The organism is Streptococcus sp. 477, assembly GCF_013277295.1.
In the GTDB taxonomy this organism is placed as follows: Bacteria; Bacillota; Bacilli; order Lactobacillales; family Streptococcaceae; genus Streptococcus; species Streptococcus pseudopneumoniae.
On the sequence record NZ_VMMQ01000087.1, the window covers coordinates 1 to 26689 of the forward strand.

Annotated in this window: 25 protein-coding genes and 1 pseudogene; 23 read left to right on the forward strand and 3 right to left on the reverse strand. The window is 40.7% G+C overall.

Annotated elements, in window-relative coordinates; translation table 11 throughout:
• Positions 1-114: 114 nt before the first annotated feature.
• Together HT691_RS09760 and manA are read left to right on the forward strand one after the other, a co-directional pair.
• Positions 115-435 (forward strand): annotated as a pseudogene (locus tag HT691_RS09760) (family 1 glycosylhydrolase); the annotation flags it as partial.
• A gap of 120 nt (positions 436-555) precedes the next feature.
• Positions 556-1500, forward strand: a complete 945-nt coding sequence (manA, locus tag HT691_RS09765) for a mannose-6-phosphate isomerase, class I (protein ID WP_050223723.1) — start codon at positions 556-558, stop codon at positions 1498-1500.
• 40 nt (positions 1501-1540) lie between these two features.
• Here manA and HT691_RS09770 read toward each other — a convergent pair whose 3' ends face one another.
• Positions 1541-2881, reverse strand: a complete 1341-nt coding sequence (locus tag HT691_RS09770; protein WP_050223719.1) for a sodium-dependent transporter — start codon at positions 2879-2881, stop codon at positions 1541-1543.
• Between the two features lie 234 nt (positions 2882-3115).
• On the opposite strand from HT691_RS09770, the gene HT691_RS09775 reads away from it, so the two are divergent.
• Positions 3116-3856, forward strand: a complete 741-nt coding sequence (locus HT691_RS09775; RefSeq protein WP_000274782.1) for a MerR family transcriptional regulator — start codon at positions 3116-3118, stop codon at positions 3854-3856.
• 42 nt (positions 3857-3898) lie between these two features.
• On the opposite strand, the gene HT691_RS09780 is transcribed toward HT691_RS09775, so the two are convergent.
• Both HT691_RS09780 and HT691_RS09785 read right to left on the reverse strand, forming a co-directional pair.
• Positions 3899-5074 (reverse strand): NAD(P)/FAD-dependent oxidoreductase, encoded by a 1176-nt coding sequence (locus tag HT691_RS09780; RefSeq protein ID WP_000680053.1) that lies wholly within the window; start codon positions 5072-5074, stop codon positions 3899-3901.
• A 58-nt stretch (positions 5075-5132) separates the two neighbouring features.
• Positions 5133-5978, reverse strand: a complete 846-nt coding sequence (locus HT691_RS09785; RefSeq protein ID WP_054388076.1) for a DegV family protein — start codon at positions 5976-5978, stop codon at positions 5133-5135.
• Between the two features lie 124 nt (positions 5979-6102).
• Between HT691_RS09785 and HT691_RS09790 the strand changes: the two genes are divergently transcribed.
• From HT691_RS09790 to holA, 20 genes are all read left to right on the forward strand, one after another.
• Complete coding sequence (locus tag HT691_RS09790) at positions 6103-6660, forward strand: TetR/AcrR family transcriptional regulator (protein ID WP_050261904.1); 558 nt, start codon at positions 6103-6105, stop codon at positions 6658-6660.
• Between the two features lie 18 nt (positions 6661-6678).
• Positions 6679-7146 carry a cytidine/deoxycytidylate deaminase family protein gene (locus HT691_RS09795; RefSeq protein WP_000136974.1) on the forward strand — a complete coding sequence of 156 codons (468 nt, stop codon included), beginning with the start codon at positions 6679-6681 and terminating at the stop codon, positions 7144-7146.
• A gap of 88 nt (positions 7147-7234) precedes the next feature.
• Complete coding sequence (gene upp, locus HT691_RS09800; RefSeq protein ID WP_000515974.1) at positions 7235-7864, forward strand: uracil phosphoribosyltransferase; 630 nt, start codon at positions 7235-7237, stop codon at positions 7862-7864.
• Positions 7865-8036: 172 nt separating this feature from the next.
• Positions 8037-8627, forward strand: a complete 591-nt coding sequence (gene clpP, locus HT691_RS09805) for an ATP-dependent Clp protease proteolytic subunit ClpP (RefSeq protein WP_000613475.1) — start codon at positions 8037-8039, stop codon at positions 8625-8627.
• Positions 8628-8705: 78 nt separating this feature from the next.
• Complete coding sequence (locus HT691_RS09810; RefSeq protein WP_172925355.1) at positions 8706-8993, forward strand: YlbG family protein; 288 nt, start codon at positions 8706-8708, stop codon at positions 8991-8993.
• 66 nt (positions 8994-9059) lie between these two features.
• The gene (locus HT691_RS09815) at positions 9060-10220 is read left to right on the forward strand and encodes an ABC transporter substrate-binding protein (protein WP_000726122.1); all 1161 of its coding nucleotides are present in this window, start codon (positions 9060-9062) and stop codon (positions 10218-10220) included.
• A gap of 113 nt (positions 10221-10333) precedes the next feature.
• On the forward strand, positions 10334-11203 hold the full coding sequence (locus HT691_RS09820; protein WP_000941427.1) for a branched-chain amino acid ABC transporter permease: 870 nt from the start codon (positions 10334-10336) through the stop codon (positions 11201-11203).
• 3 nt (positions 11204-11206) lie between these two features.
• Positions 11207-12163: a branched-chain amino acid ABC transporter permease gene (locus HT691_RS09825; protein WP_000662282.1), complete on the forward strand. Its 957-nt coding sequence runs from the start codon at positions 11207-11209 to the stop codon at positions 12161-12163.
• Positions 12163-12927: an ABC transporter ATP-binding protein gene (locus tag HT691_RS09830; protein ID WP_001185997.1), complete on the forward strand. Its 765-nt coding sequence runs from the start codon at positions 12163-12165 to the stop codon at positions 12925-12927. The genes HT691_RS09825 and HT691_RS09830 overlap by 1 nt, the downstream gene beginning before the upstream one ends.
• The gene (locus HT691_RS09835) at positions 12927-13637 is read left to right on the forward strand and encodes an ABC transporter ATP-binding protein (RefSeq protein WP_000062201.1); all 711 of its coding nucleotides are present in this window, start codon (positions 12927-12929) and stop codon (positions 13635-13637) included. The genes HT691_RS09830 and HT691_RS09835 overlap by 1 nt, the downstream gene beginning before the upstream one ends.
• A gap of 252 nt (positions 13638-13889) precedes the next feature.
• A complete protein-coding gene (locus HT691_RS09840) occupies positions 13890-14546 on the forward strand; it encodes a CBS domain-containing protein (RefSeq protein ID WP_000268665.1) in 657 nt (218 codons plus the stop codon).
• Between the two features lie 107 nt (positions 14547-14653).
• Positions 14654-15749 (forward strand): peptide chain release factor 2 gene (gene prfB / locus HT691_RS09845; RefSeq protein ID WP_100127798.1). Its coding sequence is split into 2 segments (ribosomal slippage): positions 14654-14725 and positions 14727-15749, totalling 1095 coding nucleotides; the frame shifts between segments, so codons are not numbered across the junction.
• A gap of 17 nt (positions 15750-15766) precedes the next feature.
• Entirely contained in the window at positions 15767-16459 is a 693-nt protein-coding gene (ftsE, locus tag HT691_RS09850) for a cell division ATP-binding protein FtsE (RefSeq protein ID WP_000022265.1), read from the forward strand.
• Positions 16452-17378: a permease-like cell division protein FtsX gene (ftsX, locus tag HT691_RS09855; RefSeq protein ID WP_000625541.1), complete on the forward strand. Its 927-nt coding sequence runs from the start codon at positions 16452-16454 to the stop codon at positions 17376-17378. The genes ftsE and ftsX overlap by 8 nt, the downstream gene beginning before the upstream one ends.
• Positions 17379-17784: 406 nt before the next feature.
• Positions 17785-19965, forward strand: a complete 2181-nt coding sequence (locus HT691_RS09860) for a PTS transporter subunit IIBC (protein ID WP_172925356.1) — start codon at positions 17785-17787, stop codon at positions 19963-19965.
• Positions 19966-20016: 51 nt separating this feature from the next.
• Entirely contained in the window at positions 20017-20832 is an 816-nt protein-coding gene (locus tag HT691_RS09865; protein WP_023933559.1) for an endonuclease/exonuclease/phosphatase family protein, read from the forward strand.
• Positions 20833-21078: 246 nt separating this feature from the next.
• Complete coding sequence (locus HT691_RS09870; RefSeq protein WP_023933561.1) at positions 21079-22422, forward strand: DEAD/DEAH box helicase; 1344 nt, start codon at positions 21079-21081, stop codon at positions 22420-22422.
• Positions 22423-22917: 495 nt separating this feature from the next.
• The gene (metK, locus tag HT691_RS09875; protein WP_000003909.1) at positions 22918-24108 is read left to right on the forward strand and encodes a methionine adenosyltransferase; all 1191 of its coding nucleotides are present in this window, start codon (positions 22918-22920) and stop codon (positions 24106-24108) included.
• Between the two features lie 447 nt (positions 24109-24555).
• The gene (locus tag HT691_RS09880) at positions 24556-25491 is read left to right on the forward strand and encodes a dihydroorotate oxidase (protein WP_023933564.1); all 936 of its coding nucleotides are present in this window, start codon (positions 24556-24558) and stop codon (positions 25489-25491) included.
• Positions 25492-25524: 33 nt separating this feature from the next.
• Positions 25525-26562: a DNA polymerase III subunit delta gene (gene holA, locus HT691_RS09885; RefSeq protein WP_001201464.1), complete on the forward strand. Its 1038-nt coding sequence runs from the start codon at positions 25525-25527 to the stop codon at positions 26560-26562.
• The last annotated feature ends 127 nt before the right edge of the window (positions 26563-26689 follow it).

Genomic DNA, 26689 nt, shown 5'->3' on the forward strand with positions numbered 1-26689 from the left:
TTATGATATTTAGCTGTACGAGAGTCTTTTAAAAGTGTTTTGATAGCTTGGATTTCTTCTTTAGTTGATTTCATATTACTATTATATAATGCTTTTTGATTTTAGTTTAGTATTATCGTAGAAAATGGACTCGGTGCTATGGATAAACCGGATGAGAATGGTTATGTAGCAGATGACTATCGGATTACTTACTTAGAGGCCCACATCAAGGCCATGCGAGATGCCATTTACCAAGACGGGGTTGACTTGCTTGGTTATACGACTTGGAGATGTATCGATCCGGTTTCAGCTGGCACAGGGGAAATGAATAAGCGCTATGGCTTTATCTATGTAGATCGAGATAATGTAGGAAATGGGACTCTCAAACGTAGCAAGAAGAAGTCCTTCTATTGGTACAAGGATGTCATTGATAGCAATGGAGCAAGCATCGAGTAGAGCACATTTGTTTACTATTTTTATAAAATCTTCTCCCTGCTTTATAAGATGTAAAAAAGAGTTCAAATGGAACTCTTTTTTTGTTATAATGAAGGAAGAAAGATCAGACAGGAGAATAAAATGTCAGAACCATTATTTTTACAATCAGTTATGCAAGAAAAAATCTGGGGTGGAACCAAGCTACGTGATGAGTTTGGCTACGACATCCCAAGTGAAAAAATAGGGGAATACTGGGCTATCTCAGCTCACCCAAATGGAGTTTCTAAAGTTGCCAATGGTAGTTTTGAGGGAACAGATCTAGCTACTTTGTATGCAGAACACCGTGAATTGTTTGGCAATCGTCCTGAGCCTGTATTTCCGCTTTTGACTAAGATTCTGGATGCCAACGACTGGCTCAGTGTTCAAGTTCATCCAGATGATGCTTATGGACTCGAGCATGAAGGCGAGCTTGGAAAAACAGAGTGCTGGTACATCATCGCTGCGAATGAAGGTTCAGAGATTATCTACGGCCACAATGCCAAGTCAAAAGAAGAACTCCGCCAGCAAATCGAGGACAAGAATTGGGATGACTTGCTGACAAAAGTGCCTGTTAAGGCTGGAGATTTCTTCTATGTGCCAAGTGGCACCATGCATGCCATTGGGGCTGGCATCTTGATTCTTGAAACCCAGCAGTCTAGCGATACCACCTATCGCGTCTATGACTTTGACCGCAAGGACGATAAGGGCAACTTGCGTGAACTTCATCTTGAAAAATCCATTGATGTCTTAAACATTGGTGAGCCTGCAAATAGCCGTCCTGTAACTGTTAAAGCAGATGATTTGCGTTCCACTCTCCTTGTATCCAATGATTTCTTTGCAGTTTACAAGTGGGAAATTACTGGAAAAGTTGACTTCGAAAAGACAGCTGACTACAGCTTATTGAGTGTCTTAGCCGGTCAAGGTCAACTGACTGTTGACGGGAAAAATTATCCAATCCAAAAAGGCAGTCACTTTATCTTACCAAGTGATGTTGAAGCTTGGACTCTGGAAGGGCAAGGTTTGGAAGTGATTGTTAGCCATCCATAAAAAAGAAAGGGCCTGAGTTTACTACTCAAGTCCTTTTTGATTACATAAATTGGGCGATGAAGACCACGATGATGATGATTGGAATGACGAAACGAAGAAGGAAGAGCCAGACTTGGAACAGTCCCTGTTTCCATGCGGTTTCATCAAGATGGAGTTCCTCCATTGCAAGAGCCTTTTTAAAGATATAGCCTGTAAAAAGTGAAAGGCAGAGAGCTCCAAATGGCATGAGGAGATTGGAAACCAAGAAGTCCATAGCGTCAAAGAAGGTCTTCCCAAAGATGTGAGCATCCGCCATGACACCGTAAGATAGGGCTGAGGGAATGCCAAAGACAAAGGTCAAGATTCCCAAAATGGCACTCCACATGGCACGCTTGCTGTTGTCCTGGTTGGTGATATTGCCCACATTGATTTCCAGCATAACGACGGAAGAAGTGACTGTCGCAAAGAGGAAGAGCAAGAGGAAGAGGATGTAGAAAATGGTTCCAAAAGGCATCTTGTCAAAGAGTTGAGGCAAGACGATAAAGAGTAAGCTCGGTCCCCCTTCAGACTGGATATTGAAGGCTGACATAGCTGGGAAAATGGCGAGACCTGCCATGATGGATACCGAGATATTCATGGCTACGATGGAAATTCCTGATTGGACCAGATTGGTTTTCTTGTCTAAGTAAGAAGCATAGGTCAGCATGGCTGTAACCCCTAGTGAGAGGGCAAAGAAAGATTGTCCCAGAGCATAGAGGAGACCAGCACTGGTCAGTTTTGAAAAGTCTGGTTTGAGGAAGTAAAGAACCCCTTCCATGGCATTTGGCAAACTGAGAGAACGACCGATGATGACGACAAAGATGATAAAGAGCAGGGGCATCATGACTTTCGAAGCTCTTTCAATCCCTTTTTGAACCCCACGTGATACAATGAAGATATTCAATAGGATAAAGGTCGCTTGAGCTCCTAGAGCAATGGCTGGATTTGAAATGATTGAAGTAAATAACTGAGCATAATCACCCGTTCCACCAATTTGGAACAATTTTCCAAACTCAATGCCTAGATAGACTAAAATCCAGCCACCAATAACACTGTAGAAAGATAAGAGGATAAAGAGGGCAAAGGCACCAATCCAACCGATAAAGTTGTACTTACTATTCTTGCCTAGTTTTCCAAAGGTTTTGATTGCTGAGACACCAGCGCTTCGGCCGAGAGCAAATTCAGCTAGCAAAAGGGGGAAACCGATTAGAATAGTGGAAATGAGAAAGACCAGTAAAAATCCTCCTCCACCGTTAGCAGCAGTCATATAGGGGAATTTCCAAACGGCACCAAGTCCGATGGCTGAACCAGCAGATGCTAGGATAAAGCCCGGTTTAGACCCCCATTGCGATTTTTCAGACATAGTTAAACTCCTAAAATTAGTGTTACAAAAGAAAAAGCTACTGCCCTTGGCAAATAGCCTCATCAGTACTCAAGATGAGCGTTTCTTTTGATTGATAGACCTGACTATCCTATCATGTTTTCTAAGGTCTGTTAAGAAAACCATTTTCATGTTATGATAAAGTAAAAAATTTCGCAAAATCGCTTGACTCTGACCTAAGGGGAGGGGTTATAATATCAATGTAAGGAGGAAATCATGTACCATATAAAAGAAGCTGCGCAGCTTTCGGGCGTCTCTGTCAAGACCCTACACCACTACGATAAGATAGGACTTTTGGTTCCTTTAAAGTCGGAAAATGGCTATCGAACCTACAGTCAGGAGGATTTGGAACGCCTTCAGGTCATTCTTTACTACAAATATCTAGGCTTTTCTTTAGAAAAAATAGCAGAGCTATTAAAGGAAGAAAGGACAGATTTATTGCCTCATTTGACCAGGCAGTTGGACTATTTGACTCGAGAAAGGGAACATCTGGATACCTTGATTTCAACCTTGCAAAAAACCATTCAAGAACAAAAAGGAGAAAGAGAAATGAGCATTCAAGAGAAATTTGCTGGATTTAACTACCAAGACCATCAAAAATACCACCAAGAGGCGGTAGAGAAATATGGACAAGAAGTCATGGACCAAGCGCTGGAGCGCCAGAAAGGTCACGAAGACGAGGCTACGGCTGCCTTCAACCAAGTTTTTCAAGCCTTAGCACAAAATCTTCAAGCTGGTCTGCCTGTAACAGCAACTGAAAACCAAGAGCAAACAGCCAAGCTCTTGCAAGCCATTCGTACTTATGGATTTGATTGTACTATTGAAGTATTCGGTCATATCGGTAAAGGCTACGTCTATAACCCAGAGTTTAAGGAAAATATTGACAAATTTGGTACTGGAACAGCCCAGTACACATCAGATGTCATTGCCCACTATGTCCAAACTCAAGCAAAATAAAATCGGAGGAGTAATCTTCCGATTTTTTCTATTAAAAGTTCTTTAATCATAATGCAGACTTCCCGCCACCCAGCCGGTACAGAGGGCAGAAGTGATGTTAAAGCCACCCGTGTGGGCATTTATATCCATAACTTCGCCTGCAAAGTGGAGGCCAGGTACCAGCTTACTTTCAAGGGTTTTAGGATTGATTTCCTTGAGACTGACTCCACCCTTGGTAACAAAGGACTTTGCAAGGGACATTTTTCCAGTTACAGGAATTTTAAGTTCTTTAATGGACTGGACAAGTTGTTCTCGTTCCTTTTCAGTCAGCTGTTTGACTTTTTCAGGATATCCTTGTACAAAAAATTCGGCCAAGCGTTCTGGTAACAAGGTTTTTAAAGCGTTTTTCAAGGATTTTTCCCGATTTTCTTCTAGAAATGTAACCAAGTCCTTCTCAGAAAGTTGAGGCAAAACATCGAGTGAGAGAACCTCCCCACCTTTGACAAAGCTAGACATGCGTAGGGCAGCAGGACCTGACAAACCAAAGTGGGTAAAGAGTAAATCATGAGTGATGACATGCTTACCATAACTTAGGGTCACATCGTCCAGAGAAATCCCTTGTAAGGCTTTATGTGGAAAATCTGTTAATAAAGGACTTTCAGCAGCCTCAAGATCGGTGATGGTATGCTTAAAATGGCGAGCAATCTCGTGACCAAAACCAGTCGAACCAGTCGAAGGATAAGACTTACCACCTGTTGTGACAATGAGTTTCTCACAAGTGAAGGTTTGATCCGCTGACTTAAGGACAAACTGGTCATCTACTTTTTTAACAGAAACGATTTCTATTTGAGTAGCAACTTGACCACCTAGTTCGGTGATTTTCTTTTCCAAAGCTTCGATAATAGTCCGAGACTTGTCACTGGCTGGAAAGACGCGTCCGTGGTCTTCGACCTTAAGTTTAACACCATTTTCTGTAAAAAAGTTGATGATGTCATGATTATCGAACTGGGAGAAAACACTGTAAAGAAAGCGTCCGTTTCCAGGAATTCCAGCTAGCAGGTTGTCTAAGCTACCATTGTTGGTCACATTGCAACGTCCCCCACCAGTCCCAGCTAATTTTTTTCCAAGTTTCCGATTTTTTTCGATGAGGAGGGTTTTCTGTCCATAAAAGCTACTGGAAATCGTAGCCATCATACCAGCAGGTCCTCCACCGATGACAATAGTATCAAAATGTTTCATAGCTCTATTGTACCACAAAAAAACAAGAGATGATGGTTACCTCTTGTCAAGAATGCAATTAATCAATTTCATAGCCCATCAGCAGACCGCCATCTTCTGCATAGAAACTGCAGAGACCAGATGTTGGGAGAATTTTAATATCCGCCTGTGGGAAGGTTTCACGGATTCGGTCTGAAAGCTGTTGGCAACATTTCTCGTTATTGCGTTGGGCCATGACAATACGGCCACCAGCATATCCTGCTTTCACTAACTCTTCATAGGCTGCTTGAACTGACTTCTTTGCTCCTCTTGCTTTTTGTAGCAATTCGAGGGTTCCAGTTTCACTAGCTTCCCCAACCATACGGATATTTAGAAGGCCAACGACCGTACCGATAAGCTTGCTCAAACGGCCGTTCTTCACCAAGTTATCGACTTTAGCTAGGACAAAGAGCAACTTGGTTTTTTCTTGATAGGCGGTGATAGCTTCAACCACTTCTTCAAAAGACAAGCCCTGGTCAATCAAATCATTCAATTTTTCTACGAGCAAGTCAACTTCCCCACCAGCAGACAAACTATCAATTACATGAATCTTAGTATCAGGATGGTCTTCCAGATAAATATTCTTGGCCAGTTGCGCACTATTGTGGCTGCCAGAAAGAGTACCAGTGATGGTTACTAGGAAAATGTTTTTGGCTCCTTCAAATGCTCGCAAATAATCATCTGGGCTTGGACAAGCTGATTTTGAAGCTTCTGCGGTTGCATACATGGTTTCCATCATATGGTCAATATCAAGACTGGCATCATCAACAAAGACCTGATCAGCTACTTGAATGGTTAAGGGGACACTTACAAAGGTTGTGTTAATAGCTGGTGTTGGCAGTTGACGATAATCACAACCAGAGTCAGCAATAATCTTCCAAGTCATAGAAATTCTCCATCTTTGTCAGTTATACATTGACAAAGGTTCTGTCTTTTTTTACAATTATATCATGAAAACCCTTGAAACAAAAGCCTCATCCGTCTGTTGTGACAAGTAGAAAGAAAATGTTATGTCTGAACGTAGAATCTCTGAAAAGTCTCTTGAAAATCTCAGAAAATCAAACCAAGAATCCAATTTATTAACCAGAGAAGCCATTGAAACAGCCCTCTTGCAACTCTTGGAAAAAAAGGAACTGACCAAGATTAGTATTTCTGAATTGGTCAAACGTGCAGGTGTTTCGCGTGCGGCCTTTTACCGCAATTATGACTCCAAAGAGGAAATTTTAGAAAGCGTCTTTAAACGAACTGTCCATAATATTATGGAACAGTTGCATCATTATGATTTAAAGACAGACCTTTATCTGGTCTGGGTTCACCTTTTCCGAGAGGCCAGAAAGGAAGCCAGAGTGATTCAACTGGCCTTGGATTACCATCTGGAAAAAATCTTTGTCCAAGCCATGCAGGAATTTTTAGAAAAATACCATGGAAAATCAAAAGGTGTCAGCTCTTATCTTCATTCCTTCTGGAGTTCAGCCATCGTCTCAGTCCTTTTAAAATGGATCAAGGATGGCATGAAGGTACCTGCTGAAAAGATAGCGGATTTACGGTTACCATTTTTTAAAAAATAGAGAAAAAGGAGAAGAGATATGACTGAAAAAAGACTGGCCTGGGATGAGTATTTTGCAGCCCAAGCCCTACTAATTGCCAATCGTTCCACTTGTAAACGTGCCAAAGTGGGCGCAATTCTGGTAAAGGATAATAAGGTTATTTCCACTGGTTACAATGGTTCGGTGTCAGGGACTGAGCATTGTATTGACCACGAATGTCTGGTCATCGAAGGCCACTGTGTTCGCACCCTTCACGCTGAGGTCAATGCTATCCTTCAAGGTGCAGAACGTGGTGTTCCAAAAGGTTTTACAGCCTATGTAACCCATTTTCCTTGTCTCAACTGTACCAAACAATTATTGCAGGTCGGTTGCAAGCGCGTGGTTTATATCAACCAGTACCGAATGGATGACTACGCCCAATACCTCTATCAAGAAAAGGGAACAGAATTGACTCATTTACCACTTGAGACAGTACAGGAAGCTCTTAAAGAGGCTGATCTAATGTAAAAATTATCAAAAATAAATGGTTTAGAAAGATTTTTAAACCGTTTTTTGGTATAATAAGAAGAATAAATTGAAAGAAGGAATTCCAAAAATGGGAAAAATTGAAGTTATTAATCACCCGCTGATTCAACACAAATTGTCAATCTTGCGTCGTACAGATACTTCTACAAAAGCTTTTCGTGAGCTAGTAGATGAGATTGCAATGTTGATGGGGTATGAAGTACTTCGTGATCTTCCACTAGAAGATGTGGAAATCGAAACACCAATTACAAAAACAGTTCAAAAACAATTGGCAGGTAAGAAATTGGCCATTGTTCCAATCTTGCGTGCAGGTATCGGGATGGTTGATGGGCTCTTGAGCTTGGTTCCAGCTGCTAAAGTTGGCCATATCGGTATGTACCGTGATGAAGAAACACTTCAACCAGTTGAATACTTGGTGAAATTGCCTGAGGACATTGACCAACGTCAAATTTTTGTCGTAGACCCAATGTTGGCAACAGGTGGTTCAGCAATCTTGGCTGTTGATTCTCTTAAAAAACGTGGCGCATCAAATATCAAATTTGTCTGCCTTGTATCTGCTCCAGAAGGTGTTAAAGCCCTTCAAGAAGCTCATCCAGATGTAGAAATCTTTACAGCAGCCTTGGATGAACGTTTGAACGAACACGGATATATCGTTCCAGGTCTTGGAGATGCTGGAGACCGCTTGTTCGGTACTAAATAAAATTAAAAAGAGATTGACTTGGAAAAGGATTTCCAGTCGTGAAAGGAGGTTGAATTTTTGTTTCTGTCTAATGAAAACAGAGCAAAAATTTGACCTTTTTTGACCAAGATATTATAATAGTCTTATCTTCAGTCATTTGACCAACAAAAATAAAACTCAAAAGGAGAAATAAATGATTCCTGTAGTTATTGAACAAACAAGCCGTGGAGAACGTTCTTACGATATTTACTCACGTCTTCTTAAAGACCGCATCATTATGCTGACAGGTCCAGTTGAAGACAATATGGCCAACTCTGTTATTGCCCAATTGCTTTTCTTGGATGCCCAAGATAGTACAAAAGATATTTACCTTTATGTCAATACACCAGGTGGTTCTGTTTCAGCTGGTTTGGCAATCGTTGATACCATGAACTTTATCAAGGCAGATGTCCAAACCATCGTGATGGGGATGGCTGCATCTATGGGGACTGTCATCGCATCAAGTGGAGCAAAAGGCAAACGTTTCATGCTTCCAAATGCTGAATACATGATTCACCAACCAATGGGTGGTACAGGTGGTGGTACTCAACAAACCGATATGGCGATCGCTGCAGAACACTTGCTCAAAACTCGTAATACCTTGGAAAAAATCTTGGCTGAAAATTCAGGTCAGTCAATCGAAAAAGTTCACGCAGATGCAGAACGCGATAACTGGATGAGTGCTCAAGAAACACTTGAATATGGCTTTATTGATGAAATCATGGCCAACAATTCATTGAATTAATGATGATAGAAGGCAAACTCGACTGGGTTTGCTTTTTTTGGTATAATAGGGAGAGATTTCTTAGAAAGAGGATTTACCATGTTTGAAAAAGTCAAGCGATCTGGCTTGATTATCTATCTTTACTATAATCGTGATGCCAAAAAATTGCAGGATTATGGAGATATTACCTATCATTCCAAGAAACATCGTTACTTACAACTCTATGTTCCAACTCAAGAAGTGGAGCAATTGGTCGGGCGCTTGAGCAAGGAAAAATTTATAAAAAAAGTTAGAGTTTGTCATATCCAAGAGCTGGAAACACCCTTTGTGGGCAATCTTTATCGAGAGGAAAACGTTATCATCGAAAAAGTTCAAGAAAAGTGTTGACAATTTTCTGATAATTCGGTATATTCTTAACATGCTATTTATTTAAGAAATAAGGAGACAAAAAAGATGAAGAAAAAATTTGCCCTATCGTTTGTGGCGCTTGCAAGTGTAGCACTTCTTGCAGCCTGTGGAGAAGTGAAGTCTGGAGCGTCAAACGCTGCTGGTAACACAGTAGAGGAAAAGACAATCAAAATTGGATTTAACTTCGAAGAAACTGGTGCCGTAGCTGCCTACGGAACATCTGAACAAAAAGGTGCCCAACTTGCTGTTGACGAAATCAATGCTGCAGGTGGTATCGATGGAAAACAAATCGAAGTAGTCGATAAAGATAACAAGTCTGAAACAGCTGAGGCGGCTTCAGTAACAACTAACCTTGTAACCCAATCTAAGGTATCAGCAATCGTAGGACCTGCGACATCTGGTGCAACTGCAGCTGCGGTAGCGAACGCTACAAAAGCAGGTGTTCCATTGATTTCACCAAGTGCGACTCAAGATGGATTGACTAAAGGTCAAGATTACCTCTTTATTGGAACTTTCCAAGATAGCTTCCAAGGAAAAATTATTGCAAACTATGTTACTGATAAATTGCAAGCTAAGAAAGTCGTTCTTTACACTGACAATGCCAGTGACTATGCTAAAGGGATTGCCAAAGCCTTCCGTGAAGCTTACAAAGGTGAAATCGTTGCAGATGAAACTTTCGTAGCAGGCGACACAGACTTCCAAGCAGCCCTTACAAAAATGAAAGGGAAAGACTTTGATGCTATCATCGTCCCAGGTTACTACACTGAAGCTGGTAAAATTGTAAACCAAGCGCGTGGTATGGGAATTGACAAACCAATCGTTGGTGGTGATGGATTCAACGGTGAAGAGTTTGTACAACAAGCAACTGCTGAAAAAGCATCAAATATCTACTTTATCTCAGGCTTCTCAACTACTGTAGAAGTTTCAGCTAAAGCTAAAGCCTTCCTTGACGCATACCGTGCTAAGTACAATGAAGAGCCTTCAACATTTGCAGCCTTGGCTTATGACTCAGTTCACCTTGTAGCAAACGCAGCAAAAGGTGCTAAGAACTCTGGTGAAATCAAGGATAACCTTGCTAAAACAAAAGACTTTGAAGGTGTAACTGGTCAAACAAGCTTCGATGCAGACCACAACACAGTCAAAACTGCTTACATGATGACCATGAACAATGGTAAGGTTGAAGCAGCAGAAGTTGTAAAACCATAATAGAAAATGTTGAAATAGGGAATGAGCCTCGGACTCACTCCCTGTTTCGATGTTTAAGAACCTATCAAAAAGTGAGGGAAAACCCTCGGAATTAAATAGAAAGAGTGAATCTTATGCTCCAACAACTAGTAAATGGTTTGATTCTAGGTAGTGTTTATGCGCTGTTAGCCCTAGGATATACCATGGTTTACGGAATTATCAAGCTCATCAACTTCGCCCACGGTGATATTTATATGATGGGAGCCTTTATCGGTTATTTCTTGATCAATTCTTTCCAAATGAATTTCTTTGTAGCGCTTATTGTAGCCATGCTAGCGACAGCCATTCTTGGTGTCGTGATTGAGTTCCTTGCTTACCGACCTTTGCGCCACTCTACTCGTATTGCTGTTTTGATTACAGCTATTGGGGTTTCTTTCCTACTGGAGTATGGCATGGTCTATCTGGTTGGTGCCAATACCCGTGCCTTCCCTCAAGCGATTCAAACAGTTCGCTATGATTTGGGACCAGTTAGCCTAACAAACGTGCAGTTAATGATCTTGGCCATTTCCTTGATTTTGATGATTTTGTTACAGGTCATTGTCCAAAAGACCAAGATGGGGAAAGCCATGCGTGCAGTATCAGTAGATAGCGATGCGGCACAATTGATGGGGATCAATGTAAATCGTACTATCAGCTTTACCTTTGCTTTGGGTTCAGCTCTTGCGGGTGCGGCTGGTGTTCTGATTGCCCTTTATTATAACTCTCTTGAGCCTTTGATGGGGGTTACTCCAGGTCTTAAGTCTTTCGTTGCCGCAGTACTTGGCGGTATCGGAATCATTCCTGGTGCGGCTCTTGGTGGCTTTGTGATTGGTCTATTGGAAACCTTTGCGACAGCCTTTGGAATGTCAGACTTCCGTGATGCCATTGTTTATGGAATCTTGTTGTTGATCTTGATTGTCCGCCCAGCTGGTATCCTTGGTAAAAATGTGAAAGAGAAGGTGTAAACGATGAAGGAAAATTTAAAAGTTAATATTCTATGGTTACTCCTTTTGTTAGCTGGCTATGGCTTGATTAGTGTACTGGTTTCAGTCGGAGTACTCAATCTATTCTATGTACAGATTTTACAACAAATTGGAATTAATATTATTCTTGCTGTTGGTCTCAACTTAATCGTTGGTTTTTCAGGACAATTTTCACTTGGTCATGCTGGTTTCATGGCGATTGGTGCCTATGCTGCAGCTATTATTGGTTCTAAATCACCAACCTACGGTGCCTTCTTTGGAGCTATGATTATAGGCGCTTTGCTTTCAGGAGCAGTTGCCTTACTTGTCGGAATTCCAACCTTGCGTTTGAAGGGGGACTATCTTGCAGTAGCAACTCTAGGTGTTTCTGAAATTATCCGTATCTTTATCATCAATGGCGGAAGCCTTACAAATGGTGCGGCAGGTATCTTGGGAATTCCTAACTTTACAACTTGGCAAATGGTATACTTCTTTGTCGTGATTACAACCATTGCAACCTTGAACTTCTTGCGTAGTCCAATTGGACGTTCAACCCTATCCGTTCGTGAAGATGAAATCGCTGCAGAGTCAGTCGGTGTTAATACAACTAAAATTAAAATCATCGCTTTTGTCTTTGGTGCCATTACTGCAAGTATTGCAGGGTCACTTCAGGCAGGATTTATCGGTTCAGTTGTACCGAAAGATTACACATTCATTAACTCAATCAACGTATTGATTATTGTTGTATTTGGTGGACTTGGCTCCATTACAGGTGCCATTGTTTCGGCTATTGTTCTGGGGATTTTGAATATGCTTCTCCAAGATGTTGCTAGCGTGCGTATGATTATTTACGCTTTGGCCTTGGTCTTGGTAATGATTTTCAGACCAGGTGGACTCCTTGGAACATGGGAATTGAGCCTATCACGTTTCTTTAAAAAATCTAAGAAGGAGGAACAAAACTAATGGCATTACTTGAAGTAAAACAGTTAACCAAACATTTTGGCGGTCTAACAGCTGTTGGAGATGTGACTCTTGAATTGAACGAAGGGGAACTGGTTGGACTAATCGGTCCAAACGGAGCTGGGAAAACCACTCTTTTCAACCTCTTGACGGGTGTTTATGAACCAAGCGAGGGAACAGTAACCCTAGATGGCCACCTTTTGAATGGAAAGTCACCTTATAAGATTGCTTCTTTGGGACTTGGACGTACATTCCAAAATATCCGTCTCTTTAAAGATTTAACAGTTTTAGACAATGTTTTGATTGCCTTTGGCAACCATCACAAACAACATGTTTTTGCTAGTTTCTTACGCTTACCAGCTTTTTACAAGAGTGAAAAAGAATTAAAGGCTAAAGCTTTGGAATTGTTGAAAATCTTTGATTTGGATGGTGATGCAGAAACTCTCGCTAAAAATCTTGCCTACGGACAACAACGTCGTTTGGAAATTGTTCGTGCCCTCGCTACGGAACCTAAAATTCTCTTTTTAGATGAACCAGCCGCAGGTATGAACCCGCAGGAAACAGCGGAATTGACTGAGTTAATTCGTCGCATCAAAGATGAATTTAAGATTACAATCATGCTGATTGAACACGATATGAATCTGGTCATGGAAGTTACAGAACGTATCTACGTACTTGAATATGGTCGTTTAATTGCTCAAGGAACTCCAGACGAAATTAAGACCAATAAACGCGTTATCGAAGCTTATCTAGGAGGTGAAGCCTAATGTCTATGTTAAAAGTTGATAATCTTTCTGTGCATTACGGTATGATCCAAGCAGTCCGTGATGTAAGCTTTGAAGTGAATGAAGGAGAAGTTGTTTCCCTTATCGGTGCCAATGGTGCTGGTAAAACAACCATTCTCCGTACCTTGTCAGGTTTGGTTAGACCAAGCTCTGGAAAGATTGAATTTTTAGGTCAAGAAATCCAAAAAATGCCGGCTCAGAAAATCGTGGCAGGTGGTCTTTCACAAGTTCCAGAAGGACGCCACGTCTTTCCTGGCTTGACTGTTATGGAAAATCTTGAAATGGGAGCTTTTTTGAAGAAAAATCGTGAAGAAAATCAAGCTAACTTGAAGAAGGTCTTTTCACGCTTCCCACGTCTTGAAGAACGGAAGAACCAAGATGCAGCTACTCTTTCAGGGGGGGAACAACAAATGCTTGCCATGGGACGCGCTCTTATGTCAACACCAAAACTTCTTCTTTTAGATGAACCATCAATGGGACTTGCCCCAATCTTTATCCAAGAGATTTTTGATATCATTCAAGATATCCAGCAACAAGGAACAACCGTCCTCTTGATTGAACAAAATGCCAATAAAGCACTTGCAATCTCTGACCGAGGCTATGTATTGGAAACAGGAAAAATCGTCCTATCAGGAACAGGAAAAGAACTCGCTTCATCAGAAGAAGTCAGAAAAGCATATCTAGGTGGCTAAACTAGTCTGGGAGACTAGTTTAGGTTGCAGATGGAGATTACGAAGTAATCATCATCTACATTAAAAGGTTAATTTCTAATAATTGAAAAAATCGAATGAAACGTATCTTACCTTCATTCACAGAGCTCGATTTCAGAGCTCTTTTTGCTAGCTTATTCATACTTTTCTGAATTTTGAAAAAGAAATGTAAGCGTTTGATAGATTTGCAAAAAGATTGTATAATAGGGATAAGAATAGAAAAGGAGAAGTCTCATGGCAGTTAAAGATTTTATGACCCGCAAGGTAGTTTATATTAGTCCAGATACAACAGTATCTCATGCAGCAGATTTGATGAGAGAGCAAGGGTTGCACCGCTTGCCTGTTATCGAAAATGATCAATTGGTTGGTTTGGTAACTGAGGGAACCATTGCCCAAGCTAGCCCATCAAAAGCAACCAGTCTTTCTATCTATGAGATGAATTATCTTCTAAATAAGACAAAAGTAAAAGATGTCATGATTCGCGATGTTGTCACTGTTTCAGGCTATGCGAGTCTAGAAGATGCAACTTATCTGATGTTGAAAAACAAGATTGGTATTCTTCCTGTAGTAGATAACCATCAAGTCTATGGGGTTATTACGGACCGTGACGTTTTCCAAGCCTTTCTTGAAATTGCTGGTTATGGAGAAGAAGGAATTCGTGTGCGCTTTGTTACAGAAGATGAAGTTGGCGTTCTTGGTAAGATTGTTTCTCTAATCGTTGAAGAAAATTTGAATATCTCCCATACAGTCAATATTCCGCGTAAGGATGGTAAGGTCATTATCGAAGTGCAAATCGATGGATCAATTGATTTACCAGCCTTGAAAGAAAAATTTGAAGCAAATGGTATTCAAGTGGAAGAAATCACTCGCACTTCAGCAAAAGTCTTGTAAGAAGGGAAGCCGAAAGGCTTCTTTTTTCATAAAAAAGGGATTATAGCAAAAGATGGAAAGAAATGATAAAATATGCTATAATGAAATGATGTAAAAAAGGAGTATTTATGGACATTTCAGTAATCCGTCAAAAAATTGACGCAAATCGTGAAAAATTAGCTTCTTTCAGGGGGTCTCTTTGACCTCGAAGGGCTAGAGGAAGAGATTGCCATCTTGGAAAACAAGATGACAGAACCTGATTTTTGGAATGATAATATTGCGGCCCAAAAAACGTCGCAAGAATTAAATGAATTAAAAAACACCTATAACACCTTCCACAAAATGGAAGAGTTGCAGGATGAAGTCGAAATTTTATTGGACTTTTTAGCTGAAGACGAGTCAGTTCAAGAAGAACTGGTAGAGCAGTTAGCCGAACTTGATAAGATGATGACCAGCTATGAGATGACTCTACTCTTGTCAGAACCTTATGACCACAACAATGCCATCTTGGAAATCCATCCAGGTTCTGGTGGTACTGAGGCTCAGGACTGGGGTGATATGTTGCTTCGTATGTATACTCGTTATGGTAATGCTAAAGGCTTTAAAGTGGAAGTATTGGATTACCAAGCAGGGGATGAAGCTGGTATCAAGTCAGTAACCTTATCATTTGAAGGGCCTAATGCCTATGGTCTTCTCAAGTCAGAAATGGGGGTACACCGTTTGGTGCGAATTTCACCATTTGACTCTGCCAAACGTCGCCATACATCTTTCACATCCGTAGAAGTGATGCCTGAGTTGGACGATACCATTGAAGTGGAAATCCGGGAAGATGACATCAAGATGGATACCTTCCGTTCAGGTGGTGCCGGTGGACAAAATGTCAATAAGGTTTCAACAGGTGTACGTTTAACCCACATTCCAACTGGAATTGTTGTTCAATCAACAGTGGATCGTACCCAGTATGGAAATAGAGATCGTGCCATGAAGATGTTGCAGGCTAAGCTCTATCAAATGGAGCAAGAAAAGAAAGCTGCGGAGGTAGATTCCCTCAAGGGTGAGAAAAAAGAAATCACATGGGGAAGCCAAATCCGTTCTTATGTCTTCACTCCTTATACTATGGTAAAAGATCACCGAACTAGCTTTGAGGTTGCTCAGGTAGATAAGGTTATGGACGGAGACCTAGATGGTTTTATCGATGCCTATCTCAAGTGGCGAATCAGCTAAGATAGAAAGGAACTCACATGTCAATCATTGAAATGAGAGATGTCGTTAAAAAATACGACAACGGAACGACTGCCCTACGCGGTGTTTCGGTCAGCGTTCAACCGGGGGAATTTGCTTACATCGTAGGACCTTCAGGAGCAGGGAAGTCAACCTTTATTCGTTCTCTGTATCGTGAAGTAAAAATCGATAAAGGAAGCCTATCAGTTGCTGGTTTTAATCTGGTTAAGATCAAAAAGAAAGATGTCCCGCTTCTACGTCGTAGTGTTGGGGTTGTCTTCCAGGATTATAAATTGTTACCAAAGAAAACTGTCTATGAAAATATTGCTTACGCTATGGAAGTAATCGGGGAAAATCGCCGTAATATCAAAAAACGTGTGATGGAAGTTTTAGACTTGGTTGGGTTGAAGCACAAGGTTCGTTCTTTCCCAAATGAGCTCTCAGGTGGAGAGCAACAGCGGATTGCGATTGCACGTGCTATTGTAAACAATCCAAAAGTATTGATAGCCGATGAACCAACAGGAAACCTGGACCCTGATAATTCATGGGAAATTATGAATCTCTTGGAACGGATTAACCTACAAGGGACAACTATTTTGATGGCGACTCATAATAGCCAGATTGTAAATACCTTGCGCCACCGTGTCATTGCCATTGAAAATGGCCGTGTTGTTCGTGACGAATCAAAAGGAGAGTATGGATACGATGATTAGTAGATTTTTTCGCCATTTATTTGAAGCCTTAAAAAGTTTGAAACGAAATGGTTGGATGACAGTAGCTGCTGTCAGTTCAGTCATGATTACTTTGACCTTGGTGGCAATATTTGCATCTGTTATTTTTAATACAGCGAAACTAGCTACAGATATTGAAAATAATGTCCGTGTAGTAGTTTATATCCGAAAGGATGTGGAAGATAACAGTCAGACAATTGAAAAAGAAGGTCAAACTGTTACAAATAATGACTACCACAAGGTATATGATTCTTTGAAGAACATGTCTACGGTTAAGAGTGTTACCTTTTCAAGTAAAGAAGAACAATATGAAAAGTTAACCGAGACAATGGGAGATAACTGGAAAATCTTTGAAGGAGATGCCAATCCTCTCTATGATGCCTATATTGTAGAGGCAAATACTCCAAATGATGTAAAAACTATAGCCGAAGATGCTAAAAAAATTGAAGGTGTCTCTGAGGTTCAAGATGGCGGTGCCAATACAGAAAGACTCTTCAAGTTAGCTTCATTTATCCGTGTTTGGGGACTAGGGATTGCTGCCTTGTTAATTTTTGTCGCAGTTTTCTTGATTTCAAATACCATTCGTATTACTATTATTTCCCGCAGTCGCGAAATTCAAATCATGCGCTTGGTCGGAGCTAAAAACAGTTATATTCGTGGACCGTTCTTGTTAGAAGGAGCCTTTATCGGTTTATTGGGAGCTATCGCACCATCTGTTTTGGTCTTTATTGTTTATCAAATGGTTTACCAATCTGTTAACAAATCGTTGGTAGGACAAAATCTATCTATGATTAGTCCAGATTTATTTAGTCCGTTGATGATTGCCCTACTATTTGTGATTGGAATTTTTATTGGTTCACTGGGATCAGGAATATCCATGCGTCGATTCTTGAAAATTTAGGTAAAATAATTACTTTTATGAGGAGGTTGTAAAATCTCCTTTTTTGCTACAAAAATTTTAGAAAAGGGACTTCTAATACTCAATGAAAATCAAAGAGCAAACTAGGTAGCTCGCCACAGGATGCTCAAAATACTGATTTGAGGTTGTAGAAAGTCAGTCACATATATACGGTAAGACGACGCTGACGTGGTTTGAAGAGATTTTCGAAGAGTATAAAGAAGTTGCTCAGAGAAGATTCTTGATGGCTAATTTGAACTTGAAATTTAGCACCTAGAAAATTTTTGAAAAAAGAGGATTTTTTTGAATAAAAGCCTTTACAAAAAAAATTAAAGTGGTATAATTAAATCATAAAAGGTGCAAACGTTTTCGTAAAACGTTTGCCTAAATAAAAATAAAGGAGATTTGAATGATGAAAGATACATTCAAAAATGTCTTGTCTTTCGAATTTTGGCAAAAATTCGGTAAGGCTTTGATGGTGGTTATCGCGGTTATGCCGGCTGCTGGTTTGATGATTTCAATCGGTAAGTCTATCGTGATGATTAACCCTAACTTTGCTCCACTCGTTATTACTGGTGGTGTCCTAGAGCAAATCGGTTGGGGGGTTATCGTTAACCTTCATATCTTGTTTGCCCTCGCTATTGGAGGAAGCTGGGCTAAGGAACGTGCTGGTGGTGCGTTTGCGGCAGGTCTTGCCTTTATCCTAATCAACCGTATCACTGGTACAATCTTTGGTGTATCAGGAGACATGTTGAAGAATCCAGAAGCTATGGTAACAACTCTCTTTGGTGGATCAATCAAAGTTGCTGATTACTTCATTAGTGTTATGGAAGCTCCAGCACTTAACATGGGTGTATTCGTAGGGATTATTTCTGGTTTTATTGGAGCAACTGCTTACAATAAATACTATAACTTCCGTAAGCTTCCTGATGCACTTTCATTCTTTAACGGAAAACGTTTTGTACCATTTGTAGTTATTCTTCGTTCAGTAATTGCTGCAATTCTACTTTCAGCTTTCTGGCCACTTGTGCAAACTGGTATCAATAGCTTTGGTATTTGGATTGCCAACTCACAAGAAACTGCACCAATCCTTGCACCATTCTTGTATGGTACTTTGGAACGTTTGCTCTTGCCATTTGGTCTTCACCATATGTTGACTATCCCAATGAACTACACAGCTCTTGGTGGTACTTATGACATTTTAACTGGTGCAGCTAAAGGTACTCAAGTATTCGGTCAAGACCCACTATGGCTTGCATGGGTAACAGACCTTGTAAACCTCAAAGGTACAGATGCAAGTCACTACCAACAATTGTTAGATACTGTTCACCCAGCTCGTTTTAAAGTTGGACAAATGATCGGTTCATTCGGTATCTTGATGGGTGTAGTTGTGGCTATCTACCGTAATGTTGATGCTGACAAGAAACATAAATACAAAGGTATGATGATTGCGACAGCTCTTGCAACATTCTTGACAGGGGTTACTGAACCAATCGAATACATGTTCATGTTTGTAGCAACACCTATGTATCTTGTTTACTCACTTGTTCAAGGTGCTGCCTTCGCTATGGCTGACGTTGTAAACCTACGTATGCACTCATTCGGTTCAATCGAGTTCTTGACTCGTACACCTATTGCAATCAGTGCTGGTATCGGTATGGATATCGTTAACTTCGTTTGGGTAACTGTTCTCTTTGCTGTAATCATGTACTTTATCGCAAACTTCATGATTCAAAAATTCAACTACGCAACTCCAGGGCGTAACGGAAACTACGAAACTGCTGAAGGTTCAGAAGAATCTAGCAGCGAAGTGAAAGTTGCAGCAGGTTCTCAAGCTGTAAACATTATTAACCTTCTTGGTGGACGTGCAAACATCGTTGATGTTGACGCATGTATGACTCGTCTTCGTGTAACTGTTAAAGATGCAGATAAAGTAGGAAACGCAGAACAATGGAAAGCAGAAGGAGCTATGGGTCTTGTCATGAAAGGACAAGGGGTTCAAGCTATCTATGGACCAAAAGCTGACGTATTGAAATCTGATATCCAAGATATCCTTGATTCAGGTGAAATCATTCCTGAAACTCTTCCAAGCCAAATGACTGAAGCACAACAAAACACTGTTCACTTCAAAGGTTTTACTGAGGAAGTTTACTCAGTAGCAGACGGTCAAGTTGTTGCTTTGGAACAAGTAAAAGATCCAGTATTTGCTCAAAAAATGATGGGTGATGGATTTGCAGTAGAACCTGCAAATGGAAACATTGTATCTCCAGCTTCAGGTACTGTATCAAGTATCTTCCCAACAAAACATGCTCTTGGTATTGTGACTGAAGCAGGTCTTGAAGTATTGGTTCACATTGGTTTGGACACAGTAAGTCTTGAAGGTAAACCATTTACAGTTCATGTTGCTGAAGGACAAAAAGTTGCAGCAGGAGATCTCCTTGTCACAGCTGACTTGGATGCTATCCGTGCAGCAGGACGTGAAACTTCAACAGTAGTTGTCTTCACAAATGGTGATGCAATTAAATCAGTTAAATTAGAAAAAACAGGTTCTCTTGCAGCTAAAACAGCAGTTGCTAAAGTAGAATTGTAATATACTTGAGGTTGGAAGCTGTATTCCAACCTCTTATTTTGGGAGAAAAGAATGAAATTTTTAACACTCAATACTCATAGTTGGATGGAGAAAGAAGCAGAGGAAAAATTCCAGATTTTGCTTCAGGATATTCTTGAAAAGGACTATGATTTGATTTGTTTCCAAGAAATCAATCAGGAGATCACCTCGTCAGAGGTGGAGGTCAATGATCTTTATCAACCTTTGCCAGCAGCTGAGCCTATTCACCAAGATCACTATGTTAGACTTTTGGTTGAAAAGTTGTCTGAGCAAGGGAAAAATTACTACTGGACTTGGGCCTATAACCATATCGGTTATGATCGCTACCACGAAGGTGTAGCTATCTTGTCTAAAACACCTATTGAAGCCAGAGAAATTTTAGTTTCAGATGTGGATGATCCAACAGACTATCATACTCGCCGTGTTGCCGTGGCTGAAACTGTAGTTGATGGTAAGGAGCTTGCAGTTGCAAGTGTCCACCTTTCTTGGTGGGATAAAGGTTTCCAAGAAGAATGGGCACGATTTGAAGCTGTCTTGAAAGAACTAAACAAGCCACTTTTGCTAGCTGGAGATTTCAACAATCCAGCAGGTAAGGAAGGCTACCAAGCTATTTTAGCTAGTCCATTAGGCTTACAAGACGCATTTGAAGATGCTCAAGAGAAAAGTGGTAGCTATACTGTTCCACCAGAAATTGATGGATGGAAAGGGAACACAGAACCCCTTCGAATCGACTATGTTTTTACTACCAAAGAGTTAGAGGTGGAAAATTTACATGTCGTATTTGATGGTAACAAGAGTCCACAAGTCAGTGATCACTATGGCTTGAATGCTGTTTTAAACTGGAAATAATAACTGATACTCTTCGAAAATCAAATTCAAACCACGTCAACGTCGCCTTGCCGTACTCAAGTACAGCCTGCGGCTAGTTTCCTAGTTTGCTCTTTGATTTTCATTGAGTATGAAAAGAGGTTGGGATTATAAAATTCCAGCCTTTTTCTGACTAGAGAAGCTACTGGAAATAGCCTAAATAAGTGAGACTACTGAAATGGAATAAAATGTGGTATAATTGATAAGATAGATAGAATCGAGGATAGTATGTCATTTACGAAATTTCAATTTAAAAATTATATTAGAGAAGCCTTGGAGGAGTTAAAATTTACAACTCCAACAGAGGTGCAAGATAAGTTGATTCCCATTGTTTTGGCAGGTCGTGACCTAGTCGGTGAATCAAAAACAGGTTCAGGTAAGACTCATACTTTCTTGTTACCGATTTTCCAGCAATTAGATGAAGCTAGTGATAGTGTACAGGCAGTGATTACTGCACCGAGCCGTGAGTTGGCTACTCAAATTTACCAAGCAGCCCGTCAGATTGCTGCCCACTCAGAAGTGGAAGTTCGTGTGGTTAATTACGTGGGTGGTACTGATAAGGCTCGCCAGATTGAAAAATTGGCAAGCAATCAGCCTCATATTGTTATTGGAACACCAGGCCGTATCTACGACTTGGTTAAATCTGGTGATTTAGCTATTCATAAAGCCAAGACCTTTGTGGTTGATGAGGCAGATATGACCTTGGATATGGGATTCTTAGAAACGGTTGATAAGATTGCTGGCAGCCTTCCAAAAGACCTGAAATTCATGGTCTTCTCAGCGACTATTCCACAAAAATTGCAACCATTCTTGAAAAAATACTTGTCAAATCCTGTTATGGAGAAAATCAAGACCAAGACGGTCATTTCTGATACCATTGATAATTGGTTGATTTCGACCAAGGGACGTGATAAGAATGCTCAAATTTACCAGTTGACTCAGTTGATGCAGCCTTATTTGGCAATGATTTTTGTTAACACTAAAACGCGTGCTGATGAATTGCATTCTTACCTGACTGCTCAAGGCTTGAAGGTGGCAAAAATCCATGGAGATATTGCCCCTCGTGAACGTAAGCGAATCATGAATCAGGTGAAAAATCTGGATTTTGAGTACATTGTCTCAACAGACTTGGCAGCGCGTGGAATTGACATTGAAGGTGTTAGCCATGTCGTCAATGATGCCATTCCGCAAGACTTATCCTTCTTCGTGCACCGTGTTGGTCGTACCGGACGCAATGGCCTACCAGGCACAGCCATTACCCTTTATCAACCAAGCGATGACTCGGATATCCGTGAGTTGGAGAAATTGGGAATCAAGTTTACTCCTAAGATGGTCAAAGACGGGGAATTTCAAGATACCTATGACCGTGATCGTCGTGCTAATCGTGAGAAGAAGCAAGATAAGCTTGATATTGAGATGATTGGTCTGGTTAAAAAGAAAAAGAAAAAAGTCAAACCGGGTTATAAGAAGAAAATTCAATGGGCGGTTGATGAAAAGCGCCGTAAGACCAAGCGTGCAGAAAATCGCGCTCGAGGTCGTGCAGAGCGTAAAGCAAAACGCCAAACATTTTAATAGTAATTGTTGGAGTACTGAGCTCCAACTTTTTGCTTTATGAGAACGAACTATCTAAACCGAAACACTACATTAAAGACTGCAAATTGTGTTTAAAAATGGTATAATGATAAAGTTATATAGTCCCGATAAGATGGTAGGTATTTCTATTTTTTCTTGCGAGTTGCAACTCGCAAAGACTGACGGCTCCAAAGTAGTCGCTCGTCATTCTACGGTTGCCGCTATAAGACGGTCAACCTATGCGCCTTACTAGTTTCAGAAATAAAAAAGTATTGTTTTTATTTCTTTCGCGTCGTAACTCGCAAAGACTGACGGCTCCAAAGTCGCTCGTCATTTTACGGTTGCCGCTATAGGGCAGTCACCCTATGCGCCTTACTAGTTTCAGAAATAAAAGAGTGTCGTTTTTATTTCTTTCGCGTCGTAACTCTTAGAAAATGAAAATACCTACCAGTACTTTGTAACTCTATAACACTATTTTTAAGGGGGGACATTTTTATGTCAGAACGTAAATTATTCACGTCTGAATCTGTATCTGAGGGGCATCCAGATAAGATTGCAGACCAAATTTCAGATGCGATTTTGGATGCTATTTTAGCAGAGGATCCAGAGGCGCACGTTGCTGCTGAGACAGCTGTCTATACTGGTTCCGTCCACGTTTTTGGTGAAATTTCTACAAATGCCTATGTGGATATTAACCGTGTGGTTCGTGATACCATTGCAGAGATTGGTTATACCAATACAGAATATGGTTTTTCTGCTGAGACAGTGGGAGTTCATCCGTCACTTGTTGAGCAGTCACCAGATATTGCCCAAGGTGTTAACGAAGCCTTGGAGGTTCGTGGAAATGCAGACCAAGATCCACTTGATTTGATCGGTGCTGGAGACCAAGGGCTCATGTTTGGATTTGCAGTGGATGAAACAGAAGAGCTCATGCCATTGCCAATCTCACTCAGTCATAAATTGGTTCGTCGTCTGGCAGAACTTCGTAAATCTGGAGAAATTAGCTATCTCCGTCCAGATGCAAAATCACAAGTTACAGTTGAGTACGATGAAAATGACCGTCCGGTACGTGTAGATACAGTCGTTATTTCTACTCAGCATGATCCAGAGGCTACTAATGAACAAATCCATCAAGATGTGATTGACAAGGTCATCAAAGAAGTTATTCCATCTTCTTATCTCGATGATAAGACAAAATTCTTTATCAATCCGACAGGTCGTTTTGTAATCGGTGGTCCTCAAGGGGACTCAGGTTTGACTGGTCGTAAGATTATTGTAGATACTTATGGTGGCTACTCTCGTCATGGTGGTGGTGCCTTCTCTGGTAAGGATGCGACTAAGGTGGACCGTTCTGCCTCATATGCAGCTCGCTATATTGCCAAGAACTTCGTTGCAGCCGGTCTTGCTAAGAAGGCAGAAGTTCAATTGGCCTACGCTATCGGTGTTGCCCAACCTGTTTCTGTTCGTATCGATACTTTCGGTACAGGAACAGTAGCTGAAAGCAAGCTTGAAAAAGCAGCCCGTCAAATCTTTGACCTTCGCCCTGCAGGAATTATCCAAATGCTGGACCTCAAGCGTCCAATTTACCGTCAAACAGCAGCTTATGGACACATGGGACGTACAGATATTGACCTTCCATGGGAACGTTTGGACAAGGTAGACGCTTTAAAAGAAGCAGTCAAATAAAATCTTAAGAGGGGGACTTCCTCTCTTTTTTATAGTTTTTAACTATACTGGGATACTGTTCTGAAAATCCATTTTGCGAAAGTAGAGATTTACATGTATTTCTTTAAAAATGCCAAAGGTTGAGATTTCTCCTCGTAATAGATAATCATGGAGATATTTCAATCCAAAGTTTTATTCGTTATCACTTGACTATTGCAAGGTTTTCTAGAGCAACAGAGTCATGGAATGGACTCATGGTTGAGATTTCTCCTTGTTGCTTGGACTTCATTCAAAAGTCTGTGACCCAAGTCTTGTTCAAACTTCCAATACACTAGCTGTTTCCATAACATGACTTCTGCACTAGACTTTCTTTTCCGAATAAATAGATAGAACCACAGAATCTAGTAAACCTAGAATTAAAATTATGGTATAATATTAGCAATAAAAAGAATCTGGAGGATTAGAATCATGGTATCAACGAAAACACAAATTGCTGGTTTTGAGTTTGACAATTGCTTGATGAATGCAGCAGGTGTGGCTTGTATGACGATAGAGGAGTTAGAAGAGGTCAAAAACTCAGCGGCAGGAACCTTTGTTACTAAGACAGCAACCTTGGACTTTCGTCAGGGAAATCCTGAGCCACGCTATCAAGATGTCCCACTTGGTTCTATCAATTCTATGGGCTTGCCAAATAAGAGCTTAGACTATTATTTGGATTATCTTTTGGATTTACAGGAAAAAGAGCCAAACCGAACTTTCTTCTTATCTCTGGTTGGAATGTCTCCAGAGGAAACCCATACTATCTTGAAAAAAGTCCAAGAGAGTGATTTTCGTGGTCTGACTGAGCTAAATCTTTCCTGTCCAAATGTTCCAGGTAAACCTCAGATTGCCTATGATTTTGAGACAACAGACCGGATTTTGGCAGAGGTGTTTGCCTACTTCACCAAACCTCTTGGAATTAAATTGCCACCATATTTTGATATTGTTCACTTTGACCAAGCGGCAGCTATTTTCAACAAGTATCCGCTCAAGTTTGTCAACTGCGTTAACTCTATCGGAAACGGCCTCTATATAGAAGACGAATCTGTCGTTATTCGGCCTAAGAATGGTTTTGGTGGAATTGGTGGAGAATACATCAAACCAACTGCTTTAGCTAATGTTCACGCCTTTTATCAACGCTTAAATTCCCAGATCCAAATCATTGGAACAGGTGGCGTGTTGACTGGTCGTGATGCCTTTGAACATATTCTCTGTGGAGCGAGTATGGTGCAGGTGGGAACCACCCTTCACAAAGAAGGCGTCGGTGCCTTTGACCGCATTACCAATGAACTAAAAGCAATCATGGCGGAAAAAGGATACGAGAGCTTAGAAGATTTCCGTGGGAAATTGCGCTATATTGACTAAATTAAATCGAAAAATCAGAAGAAAGGAGAGAAGATGCGAGCCATTGAAGAGAGTCAGAAGTTGACTTTATCAAATTTACCTAGCCTGAGCCTTTTTACAGGGACAGATCAGGGTCAGTTTGAAGTGATGAAGAGTCAAGTATTGAAACAGATTGGCTATGATTCTGCTGATCTCAACTTTGCCTACTTTGATATGAAAGAAGTGGTCTACAAGGATGTGGAACTGGAGTTAGTCAGCCTTCCTTTCTTTGCGGATGAGAAAATCGTGATATTAGACCATTTTGTAGATATCACAACAGCCAAGAAACGCTTTTTAACAGATGATGAACTCAAGTCGTTTGAGGAATACCTTGATAACCCTTCACCAACAACCAAGTTGTTGATCTTTGCGGAAGGAAAGCTGGATAGCAAAAGACGGCTGGTAAAATTACTTAAGCGTGATGCCAAGGTCTTTGATGCAGTAGAAGCCAAAGAACAAGAATTACGCCAGTATTTCCAAAAGTGGAGCCAGAAAGAAGGTCTGCAGTTTACCAATAATTCTTTTGAAAATCTTCTCGTCAAGTCGGGTTTTCAATTTAGCGAAATCCAGAAAAATCTCCTCTTTTTACAGTCCTATAAGGAAGACTCTGTTATCGAGGAAGAGGATATTGTTAACGCAATTCCCAAGACCTTACAGGACAATATTTTTGATTTAACTCAGTTTATTCTGACTAAAAAGATGGATCAGGCGCGCGATTTGGTTAGAGATTTGACCTTGCAAGGTGAAGATGAAATCAAACTGATTGCAGTCATGCTAGGACAATTTCGGACTTTTACTCAGGTGAAGATTTTGGCGGAGTCTGGGCAAACAGAATCTCAGATTGCAAGTAGTCTAGGAAGTTTTCTCGGACGCAATCCTAATCCCTATCAAATCAAGTTTGCGCTGAGAGATTCAAGAGGACTTTCTTTGAGCTTTTTGAAGCAAGTAATTTCCTACTTGATTGAGACAGACTATCAGATTAAGACAGGACTCTATGAAAAAGGTTTCCTTTTTGAAAAGGCACTCTTACAGATTGCTAGTCAGGTCAATTGACATTTGTTGAAACTACAACCCGCGTCAGGATTATCTTGTCGTGGGTTTCTTACTGATTTGCTTATTTTATACTCAATGAAAATCAAAGAGCAAACTAGGAAACTAGCTGCAGGCTGCTCAAAGCACT